Origin of the sequence: Streptacidiphilus sp. MAP12-16 (assembly GCF_041262165.1) — a bacterium.
In the GTDB taxonomy this organism is placed as follows: domain Bacteria; phylum Actinomycetota; class Actinomycetes; order Streptomycetales; family Streptomycetaceae; genus Streptacidiphilus.
In genome coordinates this window covers 194,751-212,747 of sequence record NZ_JBGCBY010000014.1, presented here as the reverse complement: position 1 = coordinate 212,747, position 17,997 = coordinate 194,751, and the positions used below count along the sequence as shown (strand labels likewise).

General features: G+C 69.9%; 13 protein-coding genes. 10 read left to right on the top strand and 3 right to left on the bottom strand.

Annotated features, from left to right (window positions below; all coding sequences use genetic code 11):
- Positions 1-315: 315 nt before the first annotated feature.
- Both ABIA33_RS20625 and ABIA33_RS20620 read left to right on the top strand, forming a co-directional pair.
- The gene (locus tag ABIA33_RS20625) at positions 316-1,659 is read left to right on the top strand and encodes an MFS transporter (RefSeq protein WP_370083803.1); all 1,344 of its coding nucleotides are present in this window, start codon (positions 316-318) and stop codon (positions 1,657-1,659) included.
- Positions 1,660-1,763: 104 nt separating this feature from the next.
- Positions 1,764-2,552, top strand: a complete 789-nt coding sequence (locus ABIA33_RS20620; protein WP_370083802.1) for a hypothetical protein — start codon at positions 1,764-1,766, stop codon at positions 2,550-2,552.
- A gap of 83 nt (positions 2,553-2,635) precedes the next feature.
- On the opposite strand, the gene ABIA33_RS20615 is transcribed toward ABIA33_RS20620, so the two are convergent.
- Positions 2,636-3,394: a restriction endonuclease gene (locus ABIA33_RS20615; RefSeq protein WP_370083801.1), complete on the bottom strand. Its 759-nt coding sequence runs from the start codon at positions 3,392-3,394 to the stop codon at positions 2,636-2,638.
- 152 nt (positions 3,395-3,546) lie between these two features.
- A complete protein-coding gene (locus ABIA33_RS20610; protein WP_370083800.1) occupies positions 3,547-5,022 on the bottom strand; it encodes a CCA tRNA nucleotidyltransferase in 1,476 nt (491 codons plus the stop codon).
- 350 nt (positions 5,023-5,372) lie between these two features.
- Between ABIA33_RS20610 and ABIA33_RS20605 the strand changes: the two genes are divergently transcribed.
- The 8 genes from ABIA33_RS20605 to ABIA33_RS20570 all read left to right on the top strand — a co-directional run bounded on the left by ABIA33_RS20605 (position 5,373) and on the right by ABIA33_RS20570 (position 17,120).
- Positions 5,373-7,847 (top strand): DUF6049 family protein, encoded by a 2,475-nt coding sequence (locus ABIA33_RS20605; protein WP_370083799.1) that lies wholly within the window; start codon positions 5,373-5,375, stop codon positions 7,845-7,847.
- A 91-nt stretch (positions 7,848-7,938) separates the two neighbouring features.
- Positions 7,939-10,425, top strand: a complete 2,487-nt coding sequence (gene murJ, locus ABIA33_RS20600) for a murein biosynthesis integral membrane protein MurJ (protein ID WP_370083797.1) — start codon at positions 7,939-7,941, stop codon at positions 10,423-10,425.
- Between the two features lie 139 nt (positions 10,426-10,564).
- Positions 10,565-12,436: a protein kinase family protein gene (locus tag ABIA33_RS20595; protein WP_370083795.1), complete on the top strand. Its 1,872-nt coding sequence runs from the start codon at positions 10,565-10,567 to the stop codon at positions 12,434-12,436.
- A 58-nt stretch (positions 12,437-12,494) separates the two neighbouring features.
- Positions 12,495-13,376, top strand: a complete 882-nt coding sequence (gene sigM, locus ABIA33_RS20590; RefSeq protein ID WP_370083793.1) for an RNA polymerase sigma factor SigM — start codon at positions 12,495-12,497, stop codon at positions 13,374-13,376.
- The gene (locus ABIA33_RS20585; RefSeq protein ID WP_370083791.1) at positions 13,373-14,341 is read left to right on the top strand and encodes a hypothetical protein; all 969 of its coding nucleotides are present in this window, start codon (positions 13,373-13,375) and stop codon (positions 14,339-14,341) included. The genes sigM and ABIA33_RS20585 overlap by 4 nt, the downstream gene beginning before the upstream one ends.
- Before the next feature lie 110 nt (positions 14,342-14,451).
- The gene (trxB, locus tag ABIA33_RS20580; protein ID WP_370083788.1) at positions 14,452-15,417 is read left to right on the top strand and encodes a thioredoxin-disulfide reductase; all 966 of its coding nucleotides are present in this window, start codon (positions 14,452-14,454) and stop codon (positions 15,415-15,417) included.
- 52 nt (positions 15,418-15,469) lie between these two features.
- On the top strand, positions 15,470-15,799 hold the full coding sequence (gene trxA, locus ABIA33_RS20575; RefSeq protein WP_370083786.1) for a thioredoxin: 330 nt from the start codon (positions 15,470-15,472) through the stop codon (positions 15,797-15,799).
- A 139-nt stretch (positions 15,800-15,938) separates the two neighbouring features.
- The gene (locus ABIA33_RS20570) at positions 15,939-17,120 is read left to right on the top strand and encodes an N-acetylmuramoyl-L-alanine amidase (RefSeq protein ID WP_370083784.1); all 1,182 of its coding nucleotides are present in this window, start codon (positions 15,939-15,941) and stop codon (positions 17,118-17,120) included.
- 65 nt (positions 17,121-17,185) lie between these two features.
- Here the strand turns inward: ABIA33_RS20570 and ABIA33_RS20565 are convergent, their stop codons facing one another.
- Positions 17,186-17,803, bottom strand: coding sequence for a GNAT family N-acetyltransferase (locus ABIA33_RS20565; RefSeq protein WP_370083782.1), 618 nt, complete (start codon positions 17,801-17,803; stop codon positions 17,186-17,188).
- Positions 17,804-17,997: the final 194 nt, after the last annotated feature.

Here is a 17,997-nt window from a genome sequence, read left to right as displayed (position 1 = left end):
CCACCGGGGGTCCGGGGGTCGCCCCCCGGGGAGTGTGCAGCACGTGAAACGGGACCCCCTCGGGGTTCCCCACCGGGGGTCCGGGGGTCGCCCCCCGGGGAGTGTGCAGCACGTGAAACGGGACCCCCTCGGGGTTCCCCACCGGGGGTCCGGGGGTCGCCCCCAGGGGAGCGTAGAGCACGTGAAACGGGACCCCCTCGGGGTTCCCTGGTGTGCGTTTCACGTGAAACACGAGGCTGCGGACGGCCGCGCCGCCGTGGGCGATTCGCGTCGCGGAACCTGCACATCTGTCGATGACCGTGGCACTCTGTGCACGTGTCGATCACCCGCGGTGTGTCCGCTCCACAGGGCCGCGTCGCGGCCCTACTGCGGTTGCGCGACTTCCGTCGCCTGCTCGGCACCCGGCTGCTCTCTCAGCTCTCCGACGGGGTGTTCCAGGTCTCCCTGGCGTCCTACGTCGTGTTCTCCCCGGAGCGCCAGCCGACGCCCGGAGCCATCGCCTCCGCCTTCGCGGTACTGCTGCTGCCCTTCTGTCTCTTCGGTCCGTTCGCCGGGCCGCTCCTCGACCGCTGGCGCCGCCGACAGATCCTGCTGTACGGGAACCTGCTGCGCCTCGCGCTCTGCCTCGGCACCGCCGCACTCGTCCTGATCCACGTCCCCACTGCGGCGTTCTTCGGGGCCGCGCTCCTCGTCACCGGCGTCAACCGCTTCATTCTGGCGGGGCTCTCCGCGGCCCTGCCCCAGGTCGTCGAGCCCGCCCTGCTGGTCGGCGCCAACGCCGTCGCTCCGACGCTCGGCACTGTCGCCACCACGCTCGGCGGTGGGTCCGCCTTCCTGGTGCGGCTGGTACTGCCCGGCGGCCCGCAGGCCAACGCCGCACTGCTCGGCCTGGCGGCGCTGGGCTACGGAAGCGCCTCGCTCGCCGCCCGGACCATGGGTCCCGACCTGCTCGGCCCGGAACGCGGGCGGCAGGCACCGCAGCGCCTGCGGACCCTGCTCGTGGAGACGACCAGAGGGCTGGTCGCCGGGCTGCGCCACCTCGTGCACGACTGCCGCCCAGCTAGCTACGCGCTGGCTGCGGTGACCGCATGCCGGTTCAGCTACGGACTGCTGCTGGTCCTGCTGTTGATGCTGTGCCGGAACAGCTTCGCGCCTCCGGGGGACCAGAGCGCGGGAATCCGCTGGCTGGGTCTGGCCCTGGCCGCCTCCGGCGCCGGCTTCTTCTCCGCGGCGGTGATCACACCGTGGGCGACTCGGAGGGTAGGCGTCCCTGGCTGGCTCGTCTGCTGCGCGGCTCTGGCCGCGGTCCTCACCGCCGCGCTGGGCCTCTTCTTCACGCCCGTCCCGATCATCACCGCCGCCTACCTGCTCGGGCTGGTCTCGCAGGGGGTCAAGATCAGTACGGACACGCTGGTGCAGACCTCGGTGGAGGACGCCTTCCGGGGCCGGGTCTTCGCCGTGTACGACGTGCTCTTCAACGGCGCGCTGGTGGCCGCAGCAGCGGTGACCGCACTCGTCATGTCGCCGAGCGGGCACTCGGTGGCGGTGGTTCTCGGCTCGTCGGTGCTGTATGCGATCACCGCGCTCGCCTACGGCCTGACGCTTCGACAGGCACCTCCCGTGCCCCATTCGGCCGCACCCGTCCCACCTGACGCATAACCACTCAGCCACAACCCCAAGCGGATTCACCCACCCGGTGCCTTCCGGGCACGGGCTACGGATAGCGTGATCCCTTCTCCTGTCTCCGATCACTGAGGTCCCAGATGGCCACGCCGCCACCGCCCATGTCGGGCAACCCGTACGCGCAGCCGGGCAATCCCTACACCAACCAGCCGCCTCAGGCACCGCAGCAGCCCAACCCGTACGCCCAGCCCGGCGTCGTGCCGCAGCAGCCCAACCCCTACGGCCAGCAACCCGCCTACGGTCAGCAGCCACCCGCCTATGCCCCGGCCCCGGCAGCACCCCCCGCCCAGCCCTACACCCAGCCCTACGCCCAGCCGCAGGCAGCGCCGTACGGTCAGGCCCCGGTGGCTCCCCCGTACGGACAGGCTCCCGCCGCTCCTCCATACGGCCCGCCGCAGGACAGCCCCTACGGCATGCAGCCGCAGACGCCCTATGGGAATCCCGCCGCCCAGCTGTACAACGCCGACGGCCTGACCTGCCGCTTCTGCGGTGGCTTCCCCGCCGCGCAGGTGAACTTCCACGGCCACCGGGGCATGATCATCGTCATGCAGTTCCTGAAGACCACGGGGCCCTTCTGCAACACCTGCGGCACCGCGGTCATGCGGGAGATGTCCGCGAAGACCATGGTGCGAGGCTGGTGGGGCTACGGCTCCTGGATCTTCAGCTCCATCGCCCTGATCCGCAACGTCTTCGCCTTCAACAAGGTCAAGGCGCTCCCGGTGGCAGCTCCCGGCCCCGGCGGCCGGCAGCTTGTCCCCGGTCAGCCGGTCTTCCAGCGCCCCGAGGCGCTCGGGCTGCTGATTCCCTTCGGGCTCTTCCTGCTGTTCTTCTTCGTCCTCGTGGTCGGCGCCTTCACATCCACGAACTGACGCAGACCCGGCCCCGGGAGCGAGTCCCCGGGGCCGGACTGCGACGGCGCGCGCCGACCCGAGCCCTATCGCCCCCCAGGTCACTAGTCGCCGCCCCCGCGCCCATCCCCGTCCTCCTCGAGGTCCTCCTCGACATCCTCGTAGGCGTCCTCGTCGGCGTCCCAGTCGGCATCCTCCGACTGCTCCTCCTCCAGCGGGCGCAGCAGCCGCAGGCGTCGGCGCTCCGTCCGGTAGACGTCCTCGTCCAGCACCACCTGCTCGATCTGCCCGAGCCGGTAGGCGAGTTCGGCCAGCGTCAGCTCCTGCCCGTTGGCCTGCTCCATGAGCGCGTTGAGCAATGGGATCACCGTGGCGCCGAGAACCCCGCGAAGCGCGTTCGCGGTGAGCTCGACCGCGCTGACGTCGGCGCTGCGCGGGAGATCCCGCAGCGGGTTGTCGACCGGCAGGAAGCGCGCGCTGGCCTCCAGGTCCAGCAGCCGGGCGCGCACCTGGCGGGCGATCTCGCTGTCCCGCAGCAGCATGGCCGCGTAGAGCACCGTGCGACGGTTGAACAGAGCGAGCTGCCTGGCTCTGGACTGGATTCCGCTCGTGGTCTTGAACGCGGTGAGCCGCTTTCCGGTCAGTACCTGGTAGCCGTGCGATTCCAGTTCCTCGCGGTAGTCAAATACCACCGAGTGGATCGTCCTTGCCGGAACTCCGAAGTAGTCGGCCACGTCCTCGGTGAGCAGATGCAGTCCGTTGGGCAGGGTTTCCAGGGTTTTCACCCGGTCCAGCGCCTCGATCCGCCCGGCCAGTGCGGCGCGCATGGTCTTGGACTCCAGCAGGACATCGTCGCCGGCCATTTCCGTTCCTCCGTTCCGGGAGGCAGCGCGCCTCCTCGGATGGAGTAACGAGAATAAGGCATGACAGTTACATCACCCATGAATCCTGGATTATGGGCGATGCATTAGTTGTTGGAATCAATTGTGAATTCTGATTGAAAAAGAAAGGACCCCTATGCCTCGCGGCCGGCCCACCACTCCTTCAGTGCCGCCTCGGCTGCCTCCGGCCCCATCGGGCCGTTCTCCAAGCGGAGCTCCAACAGGTACGCGTAGGCCTCGCCGACAGCCCGGCTCGGCTTCAGCCCCAGGATCGCCATGATCTGGTCGCCGTTGAGGTCCGGGCGGATCGCGCCCAGCTCCTCCTGCTCCTGGAGTACCGCGATGCGCTGCTCCAGACCGTCGTAGGCGCGCGACAGCGCCGCCGCCTTCTTCACGTTGCGCGTCGTGCAGTCGGAACGGGTCAGCTTGTGCAGGCGCGGCAGCAGCGGCCCGGCGTCGCGGACGTAGCGGCGCACCGCCGAGTCGGTCCACTCGCCGGTTCCGTAGCCGTGGAACCGCAGGTGCAGCTCGACCAGTCGCGACACGTCCGCGATCAGCTCGTTGGAGTACTTGAGTTCGCGCAGCCGCTTCTTGGTCATCTTGGCGCCGACCAGCTCGTGGTGGTGGAAGGAGACCCCTCCGCCGTTCTCGAAGCGCCGGGTCCTGGGTTTGCCGATGTCGTGCAACAGCGCGGCCAGACGCAGCGTCAGGTCGGGGCCGTCCGTCTCCAGGTCGATGGCCTGCTCAAGCACGGTCAGCGAGTGGTCGTAGACGTCCTTGTGCCGGTGGTGCTCGTCACGCTCCAGCCGGAGCGCGGGCAGCTCGGGCAGCACCCGGGCGGCCAGCCCGGTGTCGACCAGCAGCAGCAGCCCCTTGCGGGGGTGATCGGACAGCAGCAGCTTGTTCAGCTCGGCCTGGATCCGTTCGGCCGAGACGATGTCGATCCGCTCGGACATCTCGGTCATCGCGGTGACGACCTCGGGGGCGACCTGGAAGTCCAGCTGCGCGGCGAAGCGGGCGGCCCGCAGCATCCGCAGCGGGTCGTCGGAGAAGGACTGCTCCGGGGTGCCGGGCGTGCGCAGCACCTTCGCGGCGAGGTCGGCCAGCCCGTGGTACGGGTCGATGAAGGCGACGTCGGGAAGGGACACCGCCATCGCGTTGACTGTGAAGTCGCGCCGGACCAGGTCGTCCTCGATGGAGTCGCCGTAGGAGACCTCGGGCTTGCGGGAGTTCCGGTCGTACGCCTCCGACCGGTAGGTGGTGATCTCGATCTGGAAGTCGTGCGGTTCCCCGCCCGTGGGATCCGCCGTCGGCCTGGCCTTCTTGCGGGCGCCCACGGTGCCGAAGGCGATGCCGACGTCCCAGACAGCGTCCGCCCAGGGCTTCAGCAGGGCGAGGATCTGCTCCGGGCGGGCGTCGGTGGTGAAGTCGAGATCGTTGCCGAGCCGGCCCAGCAGAGCGTCCCGCACCGAGCCGCCGACCAGGGCGAGACGGAACCCGGCCCGCTGGAAGCGGCGTCCCAGCTCGTCCGCGACCGGGTAGGCCCCGAGGATCTCCCTGACGGCTGCGGCCTGCGCGACAGTCAGCGCAGGGTCGGCGGAGGCATCCACGGCAGCAGCGACGGAAGCCTCGGCAGGAGACTCGACGGGCGGGCGGGGAGAGCTGGGATCATTGGAATTCGGCACGACAGACAAGGGTACGTGCCGTCACGCATCGGCCGCGCCTCGTTATACCTGGTTGTAGAGGCAGTGCTGGCGGCAGGAGCGTGCGCCCATCCGGGCACGCCCGGCTGCACCGGCTCTCAGGCAACGTCGTTACGATGCCGGGGAGTCCACGCAAGCCGCACAATACAGCGGTGGGGCGGCCCGCCCGGGGGCACCCGGGAGCAGCGTGGCCAGGGCACCGAAAGCGACGAGAACGGCGAGGGCGCGTGGGCGTGGCGGCACGGCACAGAGGGCGCATGTCCGAGCTCGGCATCGGCCGCGGTGGTGAGCGGGCCTGGCAGCGCGCGCGCCGCGCCGGCACGATCCTGCTCGCCGCCGGCCTCACCCTCGGCAGCGGCACCGCCCTCGCACCCGCGGCCGGCGCGGCCCAGTTCCAGGCGACCGGGGCGGTCAGCGCACAGGCGCCCACCGCGGCACGGGCGGGGGCCGGGCGGGCGCCGGCCTCGGTCAACGCCCACTACCCCGCCGTGGTGACGCTGAGCACGATCTCCCCGAGCGCGCCGCAGTCCAAGGACACGCTCACGGTCACCGGAACGGTCACGAACGCCGGCAGCGTACCGATCACGTCGCTGCACGTGGGGATGTGGGTGAGCCCAGACAAGCTGAGCGAACGTTCCCAGATCGCCGCTGTGGCGAGCATCACCACACCGCAGAACGACGACCCGCCGGAGCTCGACCCGCCCCACCAGCAGTCCCTGCCCACCCTGGCGCCGGGCGCGACCAGCGCACCGTTCACGCTCACCGTCAAGATCAGCGATCTGAACCTCGACTCGGACCACGTCTACCAGCTCGCCGTGGACGCCCAGGGCAGCGTCGACAACGGCTCGGCACACCCACTGGGCATTGTCAGGACCTTCCTGCCGCTCTTCTCGTCGACCAGCGACAAGCCCACCCAGGTCGCCACGCTGTGGCCGCTGGCGGACCCCCCACGGGTGCAGCCGCAGACGTACACCGACCCGCAGCAAGCCGAGCAGGCCGTGCTGACAGACGACACGCTCGCGTCCGAACTGGGCGTCGAGGGGCGCCTCGGCCAGCTGCAGCTGATCGGCAACAGCATCGCCTCCCTCAAGCCGACCTGGGTGATCGATCCGGACCTGGTCAGCACCGTCCTGGCGATGGAGACCAAGTACCAGGTCGTCAACGGCGACGACACCAAGGGCGCCACCGCGGCCTGCAAGTGCACCACCCCCGGGACCGGCCTCGACGCCGCGAAGGCCTGGCGGACCGCCCTGCAGGCGGCCCTGACCGGCCTCACCAGCCAGCAGGTGATCTCGCTTCCGGCGGCCGACCCCGACCTCGCCTCAATCGCCCACAACACCGCAGCCGGGTCGAGCACCCTCACGAACCTCAAGCAAGCGCTGGGCATCGCCAACAGCGACCTGGGGCAGGTCGGCCTCAATCCGCTGCAGGTCAGCGCGAGCCACACGGTGGCCTGGCCCTACCAGGGGTACACCGACTCCTCGGTCTTCTCCCTCGCCCACTCCATCGGCGACACCCAGATCATCGCCAACAGCGCGAGCCTCCCTGACTCACCCGGCCTGACCTACACACCCAACGCCGCCCGCTCTCTCGGCAACGGCATGACCGGCGTCGTCGCCGACTCGACGCTGGCCGAGATCTTCGCGGGCGACCTGTCCACGCCGACCGCGCAGACCATGGCCGAGCAGCGGTTCCTCGCGGAGACGCTGGCGATCACCCTGGAACAGCCGGGGCTTCAGCGCAGCATCCTGGTCCAGCCGCCGCGGGACATGTCCGCAAGCACCGCCCAGACCCTGGCGAAGTCGCTCAAGGACGCGGTGGCCGGAAAGTGGATCACCCCGGTCAGCTTCGGCACGGTGGCCCAGGCCACGCCGACCAAGGGCGCGGGGAAGGCGCCGACCGCCTACCCGTCCGCCGTCAGGAAGAGCGAGCTGAGCGGCGACTCGCTGACAGAGCTGGCGAAGACCCAGGACCAGCTGGACCAGTTGGCGAACGTCGTGGTCAACCCGGCACCGCTGCGCACCGCCTTCGGGTCGGCGATACTGCGCTCCGTTTCCACCCAGTGGCGCACCCAGGCGGCGCCAGGAGCCACCTTCCGGTCGAACGCGGTGGCCTACCTGACGAACCGGCACGAGGCGGTCTCGATCCTGCCCAAACCCGGCGGGACGGTCACCCTGCCCGGCAGCAGCTCCGCCACGATCCCGATCACTGTGCAGAACGACCTGCCCCAGGGCGTGCGCAATCTGCAGGTTGAGCTCACGTCCGACAATCCGACCCGGCTGAGTGTCGGCAACAGCGCCAGTAAGACGCTGGTGGTGACGACCGGCGGCAACACCAAGCTGACGTTGAAGTTCCCGGTGCAGGCGTTCGCCAACGGCCCCGTGCCCATGACGGCTCAGCTGTTCACCTCGGACCAGGGGATTGAGACGATGTACGGTCTTCCGGTCTCCTTCAACGTCGAGATCACCCAGCTGCCCAGCGGTGTGATCGCGGTCATGGCGGGTGGCGGACTGCTGGTGCTGCTGGCAGGTCTGCGGCTCTACTGGAAGCGCAAGAAGAACGCGGCGCTGGACGGCCCGGACGAAACCGGGGACGGTCCGGATGACGTCTCCGGTGACGATCCCACGCCCGACGGCACGGAGCCGCGTGTGTTTGAAACGTCGGAACCGGAGCGGGAACCTGTGGCCGACCTGAGGAAAGCATCACGCCAAGATCGGGAAAACGCGCCCTGAACCGCTGGGTAGCAGCGCCCGGATGAGAGGGTAGGCATCTGAGACGGCCGAATTGGTCCGGCCGTCCCGTCCGAAGATCCGGAGAGGTGGCATGAGCGCGCCGCGTGACGGCAGAACCCAGCAGGGACGCGGTGAACGCGGGCCGAACCACAGCACGCCCCCTGCTGCCACCGCACCGACTCCGGCCCAGGCCCGGTCCCAGGCCCAGGAGGGCAGCGACGCGTACCTGGACGAGACGTACGCGCGCGACCCCTACGCCCAGGACCCGTACGCCCAGGACCCGTACGGGCCGGAGGCGTTTCCGCCGGACGGCTACGCCCAGCAGGGCTACCAGCAGGCCGACTACCAGCAGCCCGGGTACCAGCAACCGGGCTACCAGCAACCGGGGTACCAGCAACCGGGGTACCAAGAGCAGGGGTACCAACAGCCCGGGTACCAGCAACCGGGCTACGTGCACCCCGGCTACGACCAGCCCGGCTACGACCAGCAGCACGCCGCCCCGCCCTACCCGACCCAGCCCCAGTCCGCGCAGCAGCCGCCCGGGGTCCAGTCGTACAACGGCGGCGCCGGCCAGCAGGGGCAGCAGTACGCCGCGGGACCGTACGCTCCGGCCGGGCCGGCCGTTCCCGACGGCTCGACCGTCCCCGGCTTCGGACCTCCCCAGGGATACGCCGACGGCTTCGCCGACCAGGGTGTCGGCGTCGACGAACTGATCACCCACGCGACCGAGAACGAACAGGGACGCCACGACCCCGGCCAGCCGCCCGCAGGCCAGGACCCGCAGGACCCCTACGGCTACCTCTTCCGGGACGACCGCCAGTCCTACGCCCCGGGCCTGTACGGGGAGGCAGGGGGCGACGCCGCCGCGGAGGCGACCGGCACCATCCCGCTGCTGCGCCTGGACGCCCCCGCCAAGGCGGCAGCCGAGGGCACCGCAGCCGCCGGGGCTCCCGCCAAGGCCGGCGGGGTACTCAGCTCCAGCGCCATCATGGCCGCGGGCACCCTGGTCTCCCGGGGGACCGGCTTCGTCCGCACCATGGTGATCACCTTCGCCATCGGCGTGGGAACCATGGGCGACGCCTACAACGTCGCCAACACCCTTCCCACCCTGCTCTACATCCTGGTCGGCGGCGGCGCTCTCAACGCCGTCTTCGTGCCCCAGCTCGTCCGCAGCATGAAGAACGACGAGGACGGCGGCGAGGCGTACGCGAGCAGACTGCTCACCCTGGTCGTGGTCGGGCTGGGCGGCGTGGTCTTCGTGACCGTGCTCGCCGCACCCCTGCTGGTACGCCTGGTTTCCGCGTCGATCATGAGGAATCCACAGAGCGCCGACGTGACCGTCGCCCTCGCCCGCTACTGCCTGCCCACCATCTTCTTCATGGGCGTCCATGTGGTGATGGGTCAGATCCTCAACGCCAGGGGAAAATTCGGCGCCATGATGTGGACGCCGGTCCTCAACAACGTCGTGGTCATCTTCACCTTCGGCATGTACGCCTGGGTCTACGGGCCGTTCACCCGGACCAGCGTCAACCCGCAGACCATCTCCCCCGAGGGCGTACGGCTCCTGGGCATCGGCACCCTGCTGGGCCTGACCGTCCAGGCGCTGTCGATGATCCCCTACCTGCGCTCTGCCGGCTTCCGGTTCCGTCCCCGCTTCGACTGGCGCGGACACGGGCTGGGCCACGCCGCGAAGCTCGCCAAATGGACCTTCCTGTTCGTCCTGGCCAACCAGGCCGGCTACCTGGTCGTCACCCAGCTGGCGACGGCGGCCGGAAACGCCTCCGGACGCAACGGCGCAGGCCTGTCCGCCTACTCCAACGCCCTGCTGATCTGGCAGCTGCCGCAAGCGGTGATCACCGTCTCGGTGATGAGCGCCGTGCTGCCCAGGATCTCCCGTGCCGCCGCCGACGGGGACGCGACAGCCGTCCGCGACGACCTCTCCTACGGGCTGCGGACCTCGGCGGTCGCCATCGTCCCGGCTGCCTTCCTGTTCCTCTCCCTGGGCCCTGCCGTCGGCTCCGTGCTGTACGGCTTCGGCGACCCCCAACAGGGCACCTCGGTCGGCTACATGCTCTCCGCCTTCGCCCTGGGCCTAATCCCGTACTCAGCGCAGTACGTGCTGCTGCGCGGCTTCTACGCCTACGAGGACACCCGCACGCCCTTCTACAACACCGTCTGGGTAGCGGCCAGCAACGCGCTGCTCTCGGCCGTCTGCTACGCGCTGCTCCCCCCGACCTGGGCCGTCACCGGAATGGCCTTCGCCTACGGTTTCTCCTACCTGGTCGGCCTGCTGGTCGCGCTGCCGCGGCTCAAGCGCCGGATCGGGGACCTCGACGGCCCCAGGATCAACCGCACCTACGGACGGCTGATCGGTGCCAGCATCGTCCCCGCCGCCGTCGGCTTCGGCGTCTCCTACCTCATCGTCAACAGCATCGGCAGGGGGTTCCTTGGGGACACCGCAGCACTGCTCGCCGGCGGCGTGCTGCAGATCGGACTGTTCGTCGTCATCGCCCAGCGGATGCGTATCGAGGAACTCACCTCGCTCATCGGCATGGTGCGCGGAAAACTCGGCCGCTGAGACCGGATCTCCCCTCCCCAGGACAACCAACAGGGGGGATCGTGGGTCGTAGTCGAGTAGCGGGAGTTGGCACAATTGACCGTAGGCGTACAGCATGACCATGCAGGGCATGGGCGACACAAGGGGAGGCAGGACGAAGGTGGCGGATCGCAGCAAGGCTCCGGTCGACACGATCGCAGAGAGCAGCGAGGACGCCGTTCCCGCCGAGGGGGGCACAGCGGCCGAAGCGCGCGGTTCGGCTGAACCGGGGGCCGAGTCCACGGCGGCGCTCTCGGCAGCTGAGATCGCCGACGAACTCCGCGCTGACGACAGCTCAAAAGACGCGGCCGCCCTGGCGGACGAACCCGCCGCATCCGCGACCGAGGACCCGGCCCCCGCCCCATCACCTGCCTCTTCGTCCGCTCCCTCGCCCACCCCCGCGACCGCCGCTCTCGCCCCCCTCCTTCCTGCCCCCGTTCGCCACAGCGGTGACCGCATCGCGAACCGCTACCGGCTTGAGGAGTGCCTCACCCAGGCCGGGGTGTTCACCAGTTGGCGCGCCGTCGACGAGAAGCTGCGCCGCGCCGTCGGCATCCATCTGCTGGCTGCGGGCCACCAGCGCTCGCAGGCGGCTGTGGCCGCCGCACGCCAGGCCGCGCTGCTCGGCGACCCCCGCTTCGTCCAGGTCCTCGACGCGGTCGAGGAGGGCGAACTCGTCTACATCATCCGCGAATGGCTCCCCGACGCCACCGACCTCGGCACGCTGCTCGCCGAGGGACCTCTGGAGGCCTACGAGGCCTACCAGATGGTGCGTCAGGTCACCGCCGCCATCGCCGCAGCACACCGCAAGGGGATGTCGCACCTGCGGCTGACCCCCGCCTGCGTACTCCGCAGCGACAGCGGCCAGTACCGCATCAACGGCATCGCCATGGACGCCGCTCTGCACGGCCTCAGCGCCACCAACCGCGCGGAGGCCGAGCTCACCGACACGCAGGCGCTTGGCGCACTGCTCTTCGCCTCGCTGACCCACCGTTGGCCCTACCCCGAGGACCGCCACGGCCTGCAGGGGATGCCCCGCACGGTCGGCGTGGTGCCCCCCGAGCAGGTCAAGGCAGGAGTCCACCGAGGCCTGTCCGACCTCTGCGCCCAGACCCTGTGCCGACCGCCCGGCCGCCACCTGGAACCGCTCACCTCACCCGAGGCCCTGGCCAAGGCCATCGACGTGATGCCGAAGATCAAGCAGCCCGAGCCGGAGCCCCTCGTCCTCCCCGAGTACCCGACCCGTACCTACCAGGGCGCGGACCGGGCCACGGCGGCCGGCCCGGCCCGCAGGCCGGACGCACCGGCGGCGCCACCGCTGCCGCCCACCCTGCCCGGCCGCACCGGCAAGGCCCTCAAGTGGGGCATCTCCTTCGTCCTGCTCGCCGCAGTCGGCCTGGGCAGCTGGGGCACGGCTGAGGCGCTCATGGCCAAGCGTGCTCCCACCAGCTCGTCGAGCCCGGTGACCGCCGGAGTCGGCGGCAACACCAAGCCCAAGACCAAGACCCAGAAGTCCCTGAGCCCGCTGCACCTCGTCGGCGCGACTGAGTTCTCCCCCCGTGACGCGCCGATAGCAGGCGACCAGGCACCGCTGACCATCGACAACAACCCGAACACGTCCTGGATCACCTCGCAGTACCAGAACTACCCGAACTTCGGTAACTTCCCCGGCCGCGCCGACGGGAGCGGCATCGTGGTCGACCTCGGCAGCGTCCAGAGCGTCTCCGGCGTCGAGATGACGCTGCCGTTCAGCGGGCAGACGATGGAGGTTCTCGCCGCCCCGGAGAGCGCCACCACCGCGCCGGGCGACAGCGCCGGGTTCACCCAACGCATCGCCAACTCCACAGTCGCGGGCAAGACCCTCACCAGCGCCACGCTGGCCACTCCGGTCCGCACCCGCTTCGTGCTCGTTCACGTCACCAGCCTTCCTCCGGACGCCGGCCAGTCGAACACCTACCGAGGCGGAATCTCCGAGATCCAGATCCTGGGCTGACGAAGCCGGAGCCGGGATGGCACTCTGGTCCCGATCTCCGGATAGGGGGAAGAACGCAGTGGCGAGTTCGTCACGGGGCGACAGCCCCAGTCAGTCCAACGAGCCGGAGGCGGCAGCCGACGGTGCGCCCCCCGCTGCGTCCGCCTCCGACGCGGAACTTCTGGCACGCCACGTCGACGGCGACCACGACGCCTTCGGCGAGCTGGTGCACCGGCATCGCGAGCGGCTCTGGGCCGTCGCCCTGCGCACCCTGGGCGACCGCGAGGAGGCCGCGGACGCACTCCAGGACGCCCTCGTCTCCGCGTTCCGATCCGCCCACACCTTCCAGGGGCGTTCCGCGGTCACCACCTGGCTGCACCGCATCGTCGTCAACGCCTGCCTCGACCGCGCCCGACGCGCCGCGACCCGGCGCACCCGCCCACTGGACGACCAGCCCGGGCACGAGGACCTCCTCGGCCACGACGAAGGCGCGGACATCTCCGCGGAACGCGGCGAACTCCGCCGCGAGCTGGGTACGGCACTCGCCTCACTTCCCGCGGAACAACGCGCCGCCCTGGTCCTGGTCGACATGCAGGGCTATCCCGTGGCTGAGGCCGCCCTGATGCTGGGCGTCCCGACCGGCACGGTGAAGAGCCGCTGTGCCCGTGGCCGCGCCAGGCTGCTCCCACAGATCGCCCACCTCCGCGCCTCGGCCGTTTCACGTGAAACATCGAGTACGACACCCGAGGCAGCACCGGCCGGTGGTGTTTCACGTGAAACACTGCCCCGCGAGGATTCGGCTGCGCCACTCCGCGCGCCTGACCCCGCCGCGGACCCTCCCCGGGAAAGGGATACGGCCCCTCCGCCCAGGGGAAGGAACCCGGAGGCGGGGACATCCGTCCCACTACTGGCGACACCGAGAATCGACGCCCCTACCGGAGGAGGTGAGCAGCCGACATGACCACGAGCACGTCGGCCCTCGGCCTCGACTCCTCCGGGCATCCCCCGGTCGAAACCATCGCGGAGTATCTGGAGGACCTGCTCTCGCCTGATGTCACCGCACAGCTCCACGCGCACTTCTCGGACTGCCCGGAGTGCTCGGACACCTGCGACGCCATCGAAGAGATCCGCTCCCTGCTCGGGCGCACGGAGACGCCGCAGCTTCCCACCGACTTCGGTATCCGCATCGACGCCGCCCTCGCCGCCGAAGCCCTGCTCAGCTCCACCCAACCCGCCACTGCCACGCCGTCCAGCGAGGCGTCCGCGCCCGTGGCCGGGCGAGCCTCTGCGGGTGGCGATGGTGTGCCACGTCAGCAGCGGGCTGCCACGGGCACCACGGGCCCCGCCGACGGCCGCCCCGGGGGTACCGGGCCCGGCAGGCGGACCGGAGGCACCGGACGGAGGTGGCGGCAGGCCGCACTCGGGCTCGCCGCCCTCGCTGTCGCCGGCTTCATCGGCACAGCGATTCTGCGGACGGACCACGGCGCGTCCAGCGCCACAAGTGCCTCGGCCGCCAAGGGTGTCGAGGGCTCGGGCCGCGACGGCGTCTCTCAACCGACGTACTTCACAGCGGACGGCTTCACCGGCCAGATCCAGCAGCTCCTGGTCCACGGGCAGTCGAAGGCGGCGCCCAGGAGCCAGCAGCAGGAGCCGTCCACGCCATCGACGGCCAATGCTCCCGCCTCGGTTCCGCTCTCCACCACAGCCCCGCGCTGTGTCACCCAGGCGATCGGTCGCGACACCGAGCAGCCGCTGACCGTCAGCCTCGGCAGCTATCAGGGCATCCCGGTATACGCGGTCGTCTACGCGGACCGCGCCGACCCCGCTCGGTCGGTCGACGCCTACCTGGTCGATGCCTCCTGCACCTCCGCCGCCGTCGGCACGCCGGGACACATCGAGCTCCAGCGAACCGTGCCGCGCGGATGACGCTCCGGGAATGCGAGACACTGGGGAACCGTTGAGCGGGGTGGAGTCAGGCAGCAGTGCCTTCCACCTCGTCGGCTCCAAGGCTTGCGAAGCGATTCAGGAGATGTGCAGTGAGCGACGTCCGCAACGTGATCATCATCGGCTCCGGCCCGGCCGGCTACACCGCCGCGCTCTACACAGCACGCGCCTCGCTGAAGCCCCTGGTCTTCGAGGGGGCGGTGTCCGCAGGCGGCGCGCTGATGAACACCACCGAGGTGGAGAACTTCCCCGGTTTCCAGGACGGCATCATGGGCCCCGAGCTCATGGACAACATGCGCGCCCAGGCCGAGCGCTTCGGCGCCGAGCTCATCCCGGACGACATCATCTCGGTCGACCTCAGCGGTGACATCAAGACGGTCACCGACACCGAGGGCACCGTGCACCGCGCCAAGACCGTGATCATCAGCACCGGCTCCCAGCACCGCAAGCTGGGTCTGCCCCGCGAGGACCAGCTGTCCGGCCGTGGCGTCTCCTGGTGCGCGACCTGTGACGGCTTCTTCTTCCGCGACCAGGACATCGTCGTGGTCGGCGGCGGCGACACCGCCATGGAGGAGGCGACCTTCCTGTCCCGCTTCGCCACGTCCGTCACCGTGGTGCACCGCCGGGACAGCCTGCGGGCCAGCAAGACCATGCAGGAGCGTGCCTTCGCCAACCCCAAGATCAGCTTCGCCTGGAACAGCGAGGTCGCCGAGATCCACGGCGACACCAAGCTGAGTAGCCTCACCCTGCGCGACACCGTGACGGGCGAGACCCGCGAGCTCCCGGTCACCGGCCTGTTCATCGCCGTCGGCCACGACCCGCGGACCGAACTGTTCAAGGGCCAGCTGGAGCTCGACAACGACGGCTACCTGCGGGTCGAGGCACCCTCCACCCGCACCAATGTGGCCGGCGTGTTCGGCGCGGGCGACGTGGTCGACCACACCTACCGGCAGGCGATCACCGCCGCCGGCACGGGCTGCGCGTCGGCTCTGGACGCCGAGCGCTACCTCGCCGCACTCGCCCACAGCGAGAGCCATGCCGCCGCGACCGCGGTCTGACCTTCCCCGAACCGACCATCCAGATCATCCCCCGCACACCCGAGGAGCCACCGTGGCCGGCGCCACCATCACCGTGACAGACGACACCTTCGAGGCCGAGGTGCTCAAGAGCGACAAGCCCGTACTCGTCGACTTCTGGGCGACCTGGTGCGGCCCGTGCCGCCAGATCGCCCCTGCCCTGGAGGAGATCGCTGCCGAGTACGGCGACAAGATCACCATCGCCAAGCTCGACATCGACGCCAACCCCAACGTCCCTGCGACCTACGGCGTGCTCTCCATCCCGACCATGAACGTCTACCAGAACGGCGAGGTCGTGAAGACCATCGTCGGCGCCAAGCCGAAGAGTGCCCTGGTCCGCGACCTGGCCCAGTTCCTCGAGTAGTCACCGCTCAGCCAGTCAGGGCACACGAGCGCCGGGGCTGCCACCCATTGGGTGGCAGCCCCGGCGCTCTCATGTCCGCCTGCCCCCGGCGAACGACGCGTACGATCATGGCAGCCCATGAGGAGGGGACCCTCGCGTCATGACCCAGCAGCATCCGGCCCACGCCTATCACTGGAAGCTCGGCGACACCGGACCGGCCGTGGCCGAGATCCGCTTCAAGCTGGGCCTTCTGGGGCTCCTGCCCGCAACGGACGAGAGCGGCCGAAGCAGTGGCCGGGGTGCGCTCACATCCGCCTCCTCGCTCTTCGACTCCTCCGTCGACGCGGCGGTGCGCCACTTCCAGCAGCAGCGCGGACTCACCGCCGACGGCATCGTCGGCCCGGAAACGTACCGCCATCTCAACGAGGCACGCTGGCGGCTCGGCGATCGCGTCATCAGCCATGTGGTGAGCAACCCTCAGGTCGGTGACGATGTCGCCCAACTCCAGCAGCGGCTGCTCGATATGGGGTTCACCCCTGGCAGGGTCGACGGGATCTTTGGCCCCGCCACGGCCCAGGCCCTCAGTGAGTTCCAACGCAATATGGGCCTCCACCCTGACGGCGCCTTGGGCCCCACCACCTTCACCGTGCTGGCCCGCCTCAACCGCACTGTGGTCGGTGGAGCGCCTCACGTCATGCGGGAGACCGAGATGCTGCTCGGCTCCGGTGCCGCGCTCCCCGGGAAGGTGATCATCATCGATCCAGGACACGGTGGCCACGACCCGGGAGTCTCCGCCCACGGCTACACCGAAGCCGACATCACCTGGGACGTCGCCACCCGCCTGGAAGGCCGGCTCACCGCCCTCGGCGTCCGTACCTACCTCACCCGAAGCGCGGACAACGGCGGCGACGAAGCCGAACGCGCCCAGTTCGCCAACGCCACCGACGCCAACCTGATGCTCTCGCTACACCTCGACGGGCACCAGAATCCCCAAGCCTCCGGTGCGTCCAGCTACTACTACGGTGACGAGAGCCGGCGCCGCTGGTCCCACACCGGCAAGCAGTTCGCCGGACTGCTCCAGCGGGAGCTGGTCGCCCGCTGTGGCTTCGGCGACAACCGCAGCCACGCCCGCACCTGGACGCTGCTGCGATCCACCCGGATGGCAGCCGTTCGACTGGAACTGGGCTATCTGACCAATGCCGAGGACGCCGTCCGCCTCGCCTCCCCCCAACTGCGCGCCCAGGCCGTCGAAGCGATAGCGGTGGCCGTCCAGCGGCTCTACCTTCCGCCGGAGGACGACTCACCCACCGGTGTCCTGCACCTGCCCGCCGCGCTCTTCTGATTCGCCCGGCACCACACAGAGGCCGGTGTTTCACGTGAAACACCGGCCTCCTTCGGAGGGACTCTCTAGAGGGGACGCAGCGACGGCTCCTTCTGCACGGCCCCGAGGAGTCGCTCCAGAGCGACTTCCACCTCACCTTTCCAGGAGATCGCCGAGCGGACCTCCAGTCTCAGCCTCGGGTACCGGGGATGTGTCCGCACGGTCTTGAAGCCCACCGCAAGCAGATGCTCGGCCGGCAGGACACAACTCGGCTGCTTCCAGCGCGTGTCCCCGAATGCCTCGATCGCCTTGAATCCGCGCTGCACCAGATCCTTGGCGACGGTCTGCACCAAGGTCCGGCCGATCCCCTGCCCCTGGTACCCGGGAAGCACCCGCGCCGTCATCAACTGCACGGCATCCGGGGAGACCGGACTGGTCGGGAAGGCCAGCGACCGCGGCACATACGCCGGCGGCGCGTAAAGCACAAAGCCCACCGGTGCGTCATCGACATAGGCGATGCGACCGCAGGATCCCCACTCCAGCAGCACCGCCGAGATCCAGGACTCCTTCTCGAACTCGGTCTGCCCGGCCTTTGCTGCGGCTTCGCCGCTCACCGGATCCAGCTCCCAGAACACGCAGGAACGACAGCTGAGGGGAAGATCAGAAAGGGAGTCGAGAGTGAGGGGTACGAGCCTGCGTCCCATGCATCACACCTTTGGGCTCAGCGGCCGACGACCGCGCTGCATCCTCGTTCCACGATAGGGCCGTCAACCGCGGGGCAGCACCTCGGTGGGAACGATCCTGGATCAGACCGCCCACAAAACCGCCGACTCCACCCAGCCCCAGACCGACGGCGAGAAACGCCGCCGTCCGCTGCACACGCATGGCCCCTCCTACC

Coding starts and splice junctions, on each gene's coding strand:
- ABIA33_RS20605 (WP_370083799.1), top strand. CDS start 5,373: ATGTCCGAGCTCGGCATCGGCCGCGGTGGTGAGCGGGCCTGGCAGCGC.
- ABIA33_RS20585 (WP_370083791.1), top strand. CDS start 13,373: ATGACCACGAGCACGTCGGCCCTCGGCCTCGACTCCTCCGGGCATCCC.
- ABIA33_RS20620 (WP_370083802.1), top strand. CDS start 1,764: ATGGCCACGCCGCCACCGCCCATGTCGGGCAACCCGTACGCGCAGCCG.
- murJ (WP_370083797.1), top strand. CDS start 7,939: ATGAGCGCGCCGCGTGACGGCAGAACCCAGCAGGGACGCGGTGAACGC.
- ABIA33_RS20615 (WP_370083801.1), bottom strand. CDS start 3,394: ATGGCCGGCGACGATGTCCTGCTGGAGTCCAAGACCATGCGCGCCGCA.
- ABIA33_RS20565 (WP_370083782.1), bottom strand. CDS start 17,803: ATGGGACGCAGGCTCGTACCCCTCACTCTCGACTCCCTTTCTGATCTT.
- ABIA33_RS20570 (WP_370083784.1), top strand. CDS start 15,939: ATGACCCAGCAGCATCCGGCCCACGCCTATCACTGGAAGCTCGGCGAC.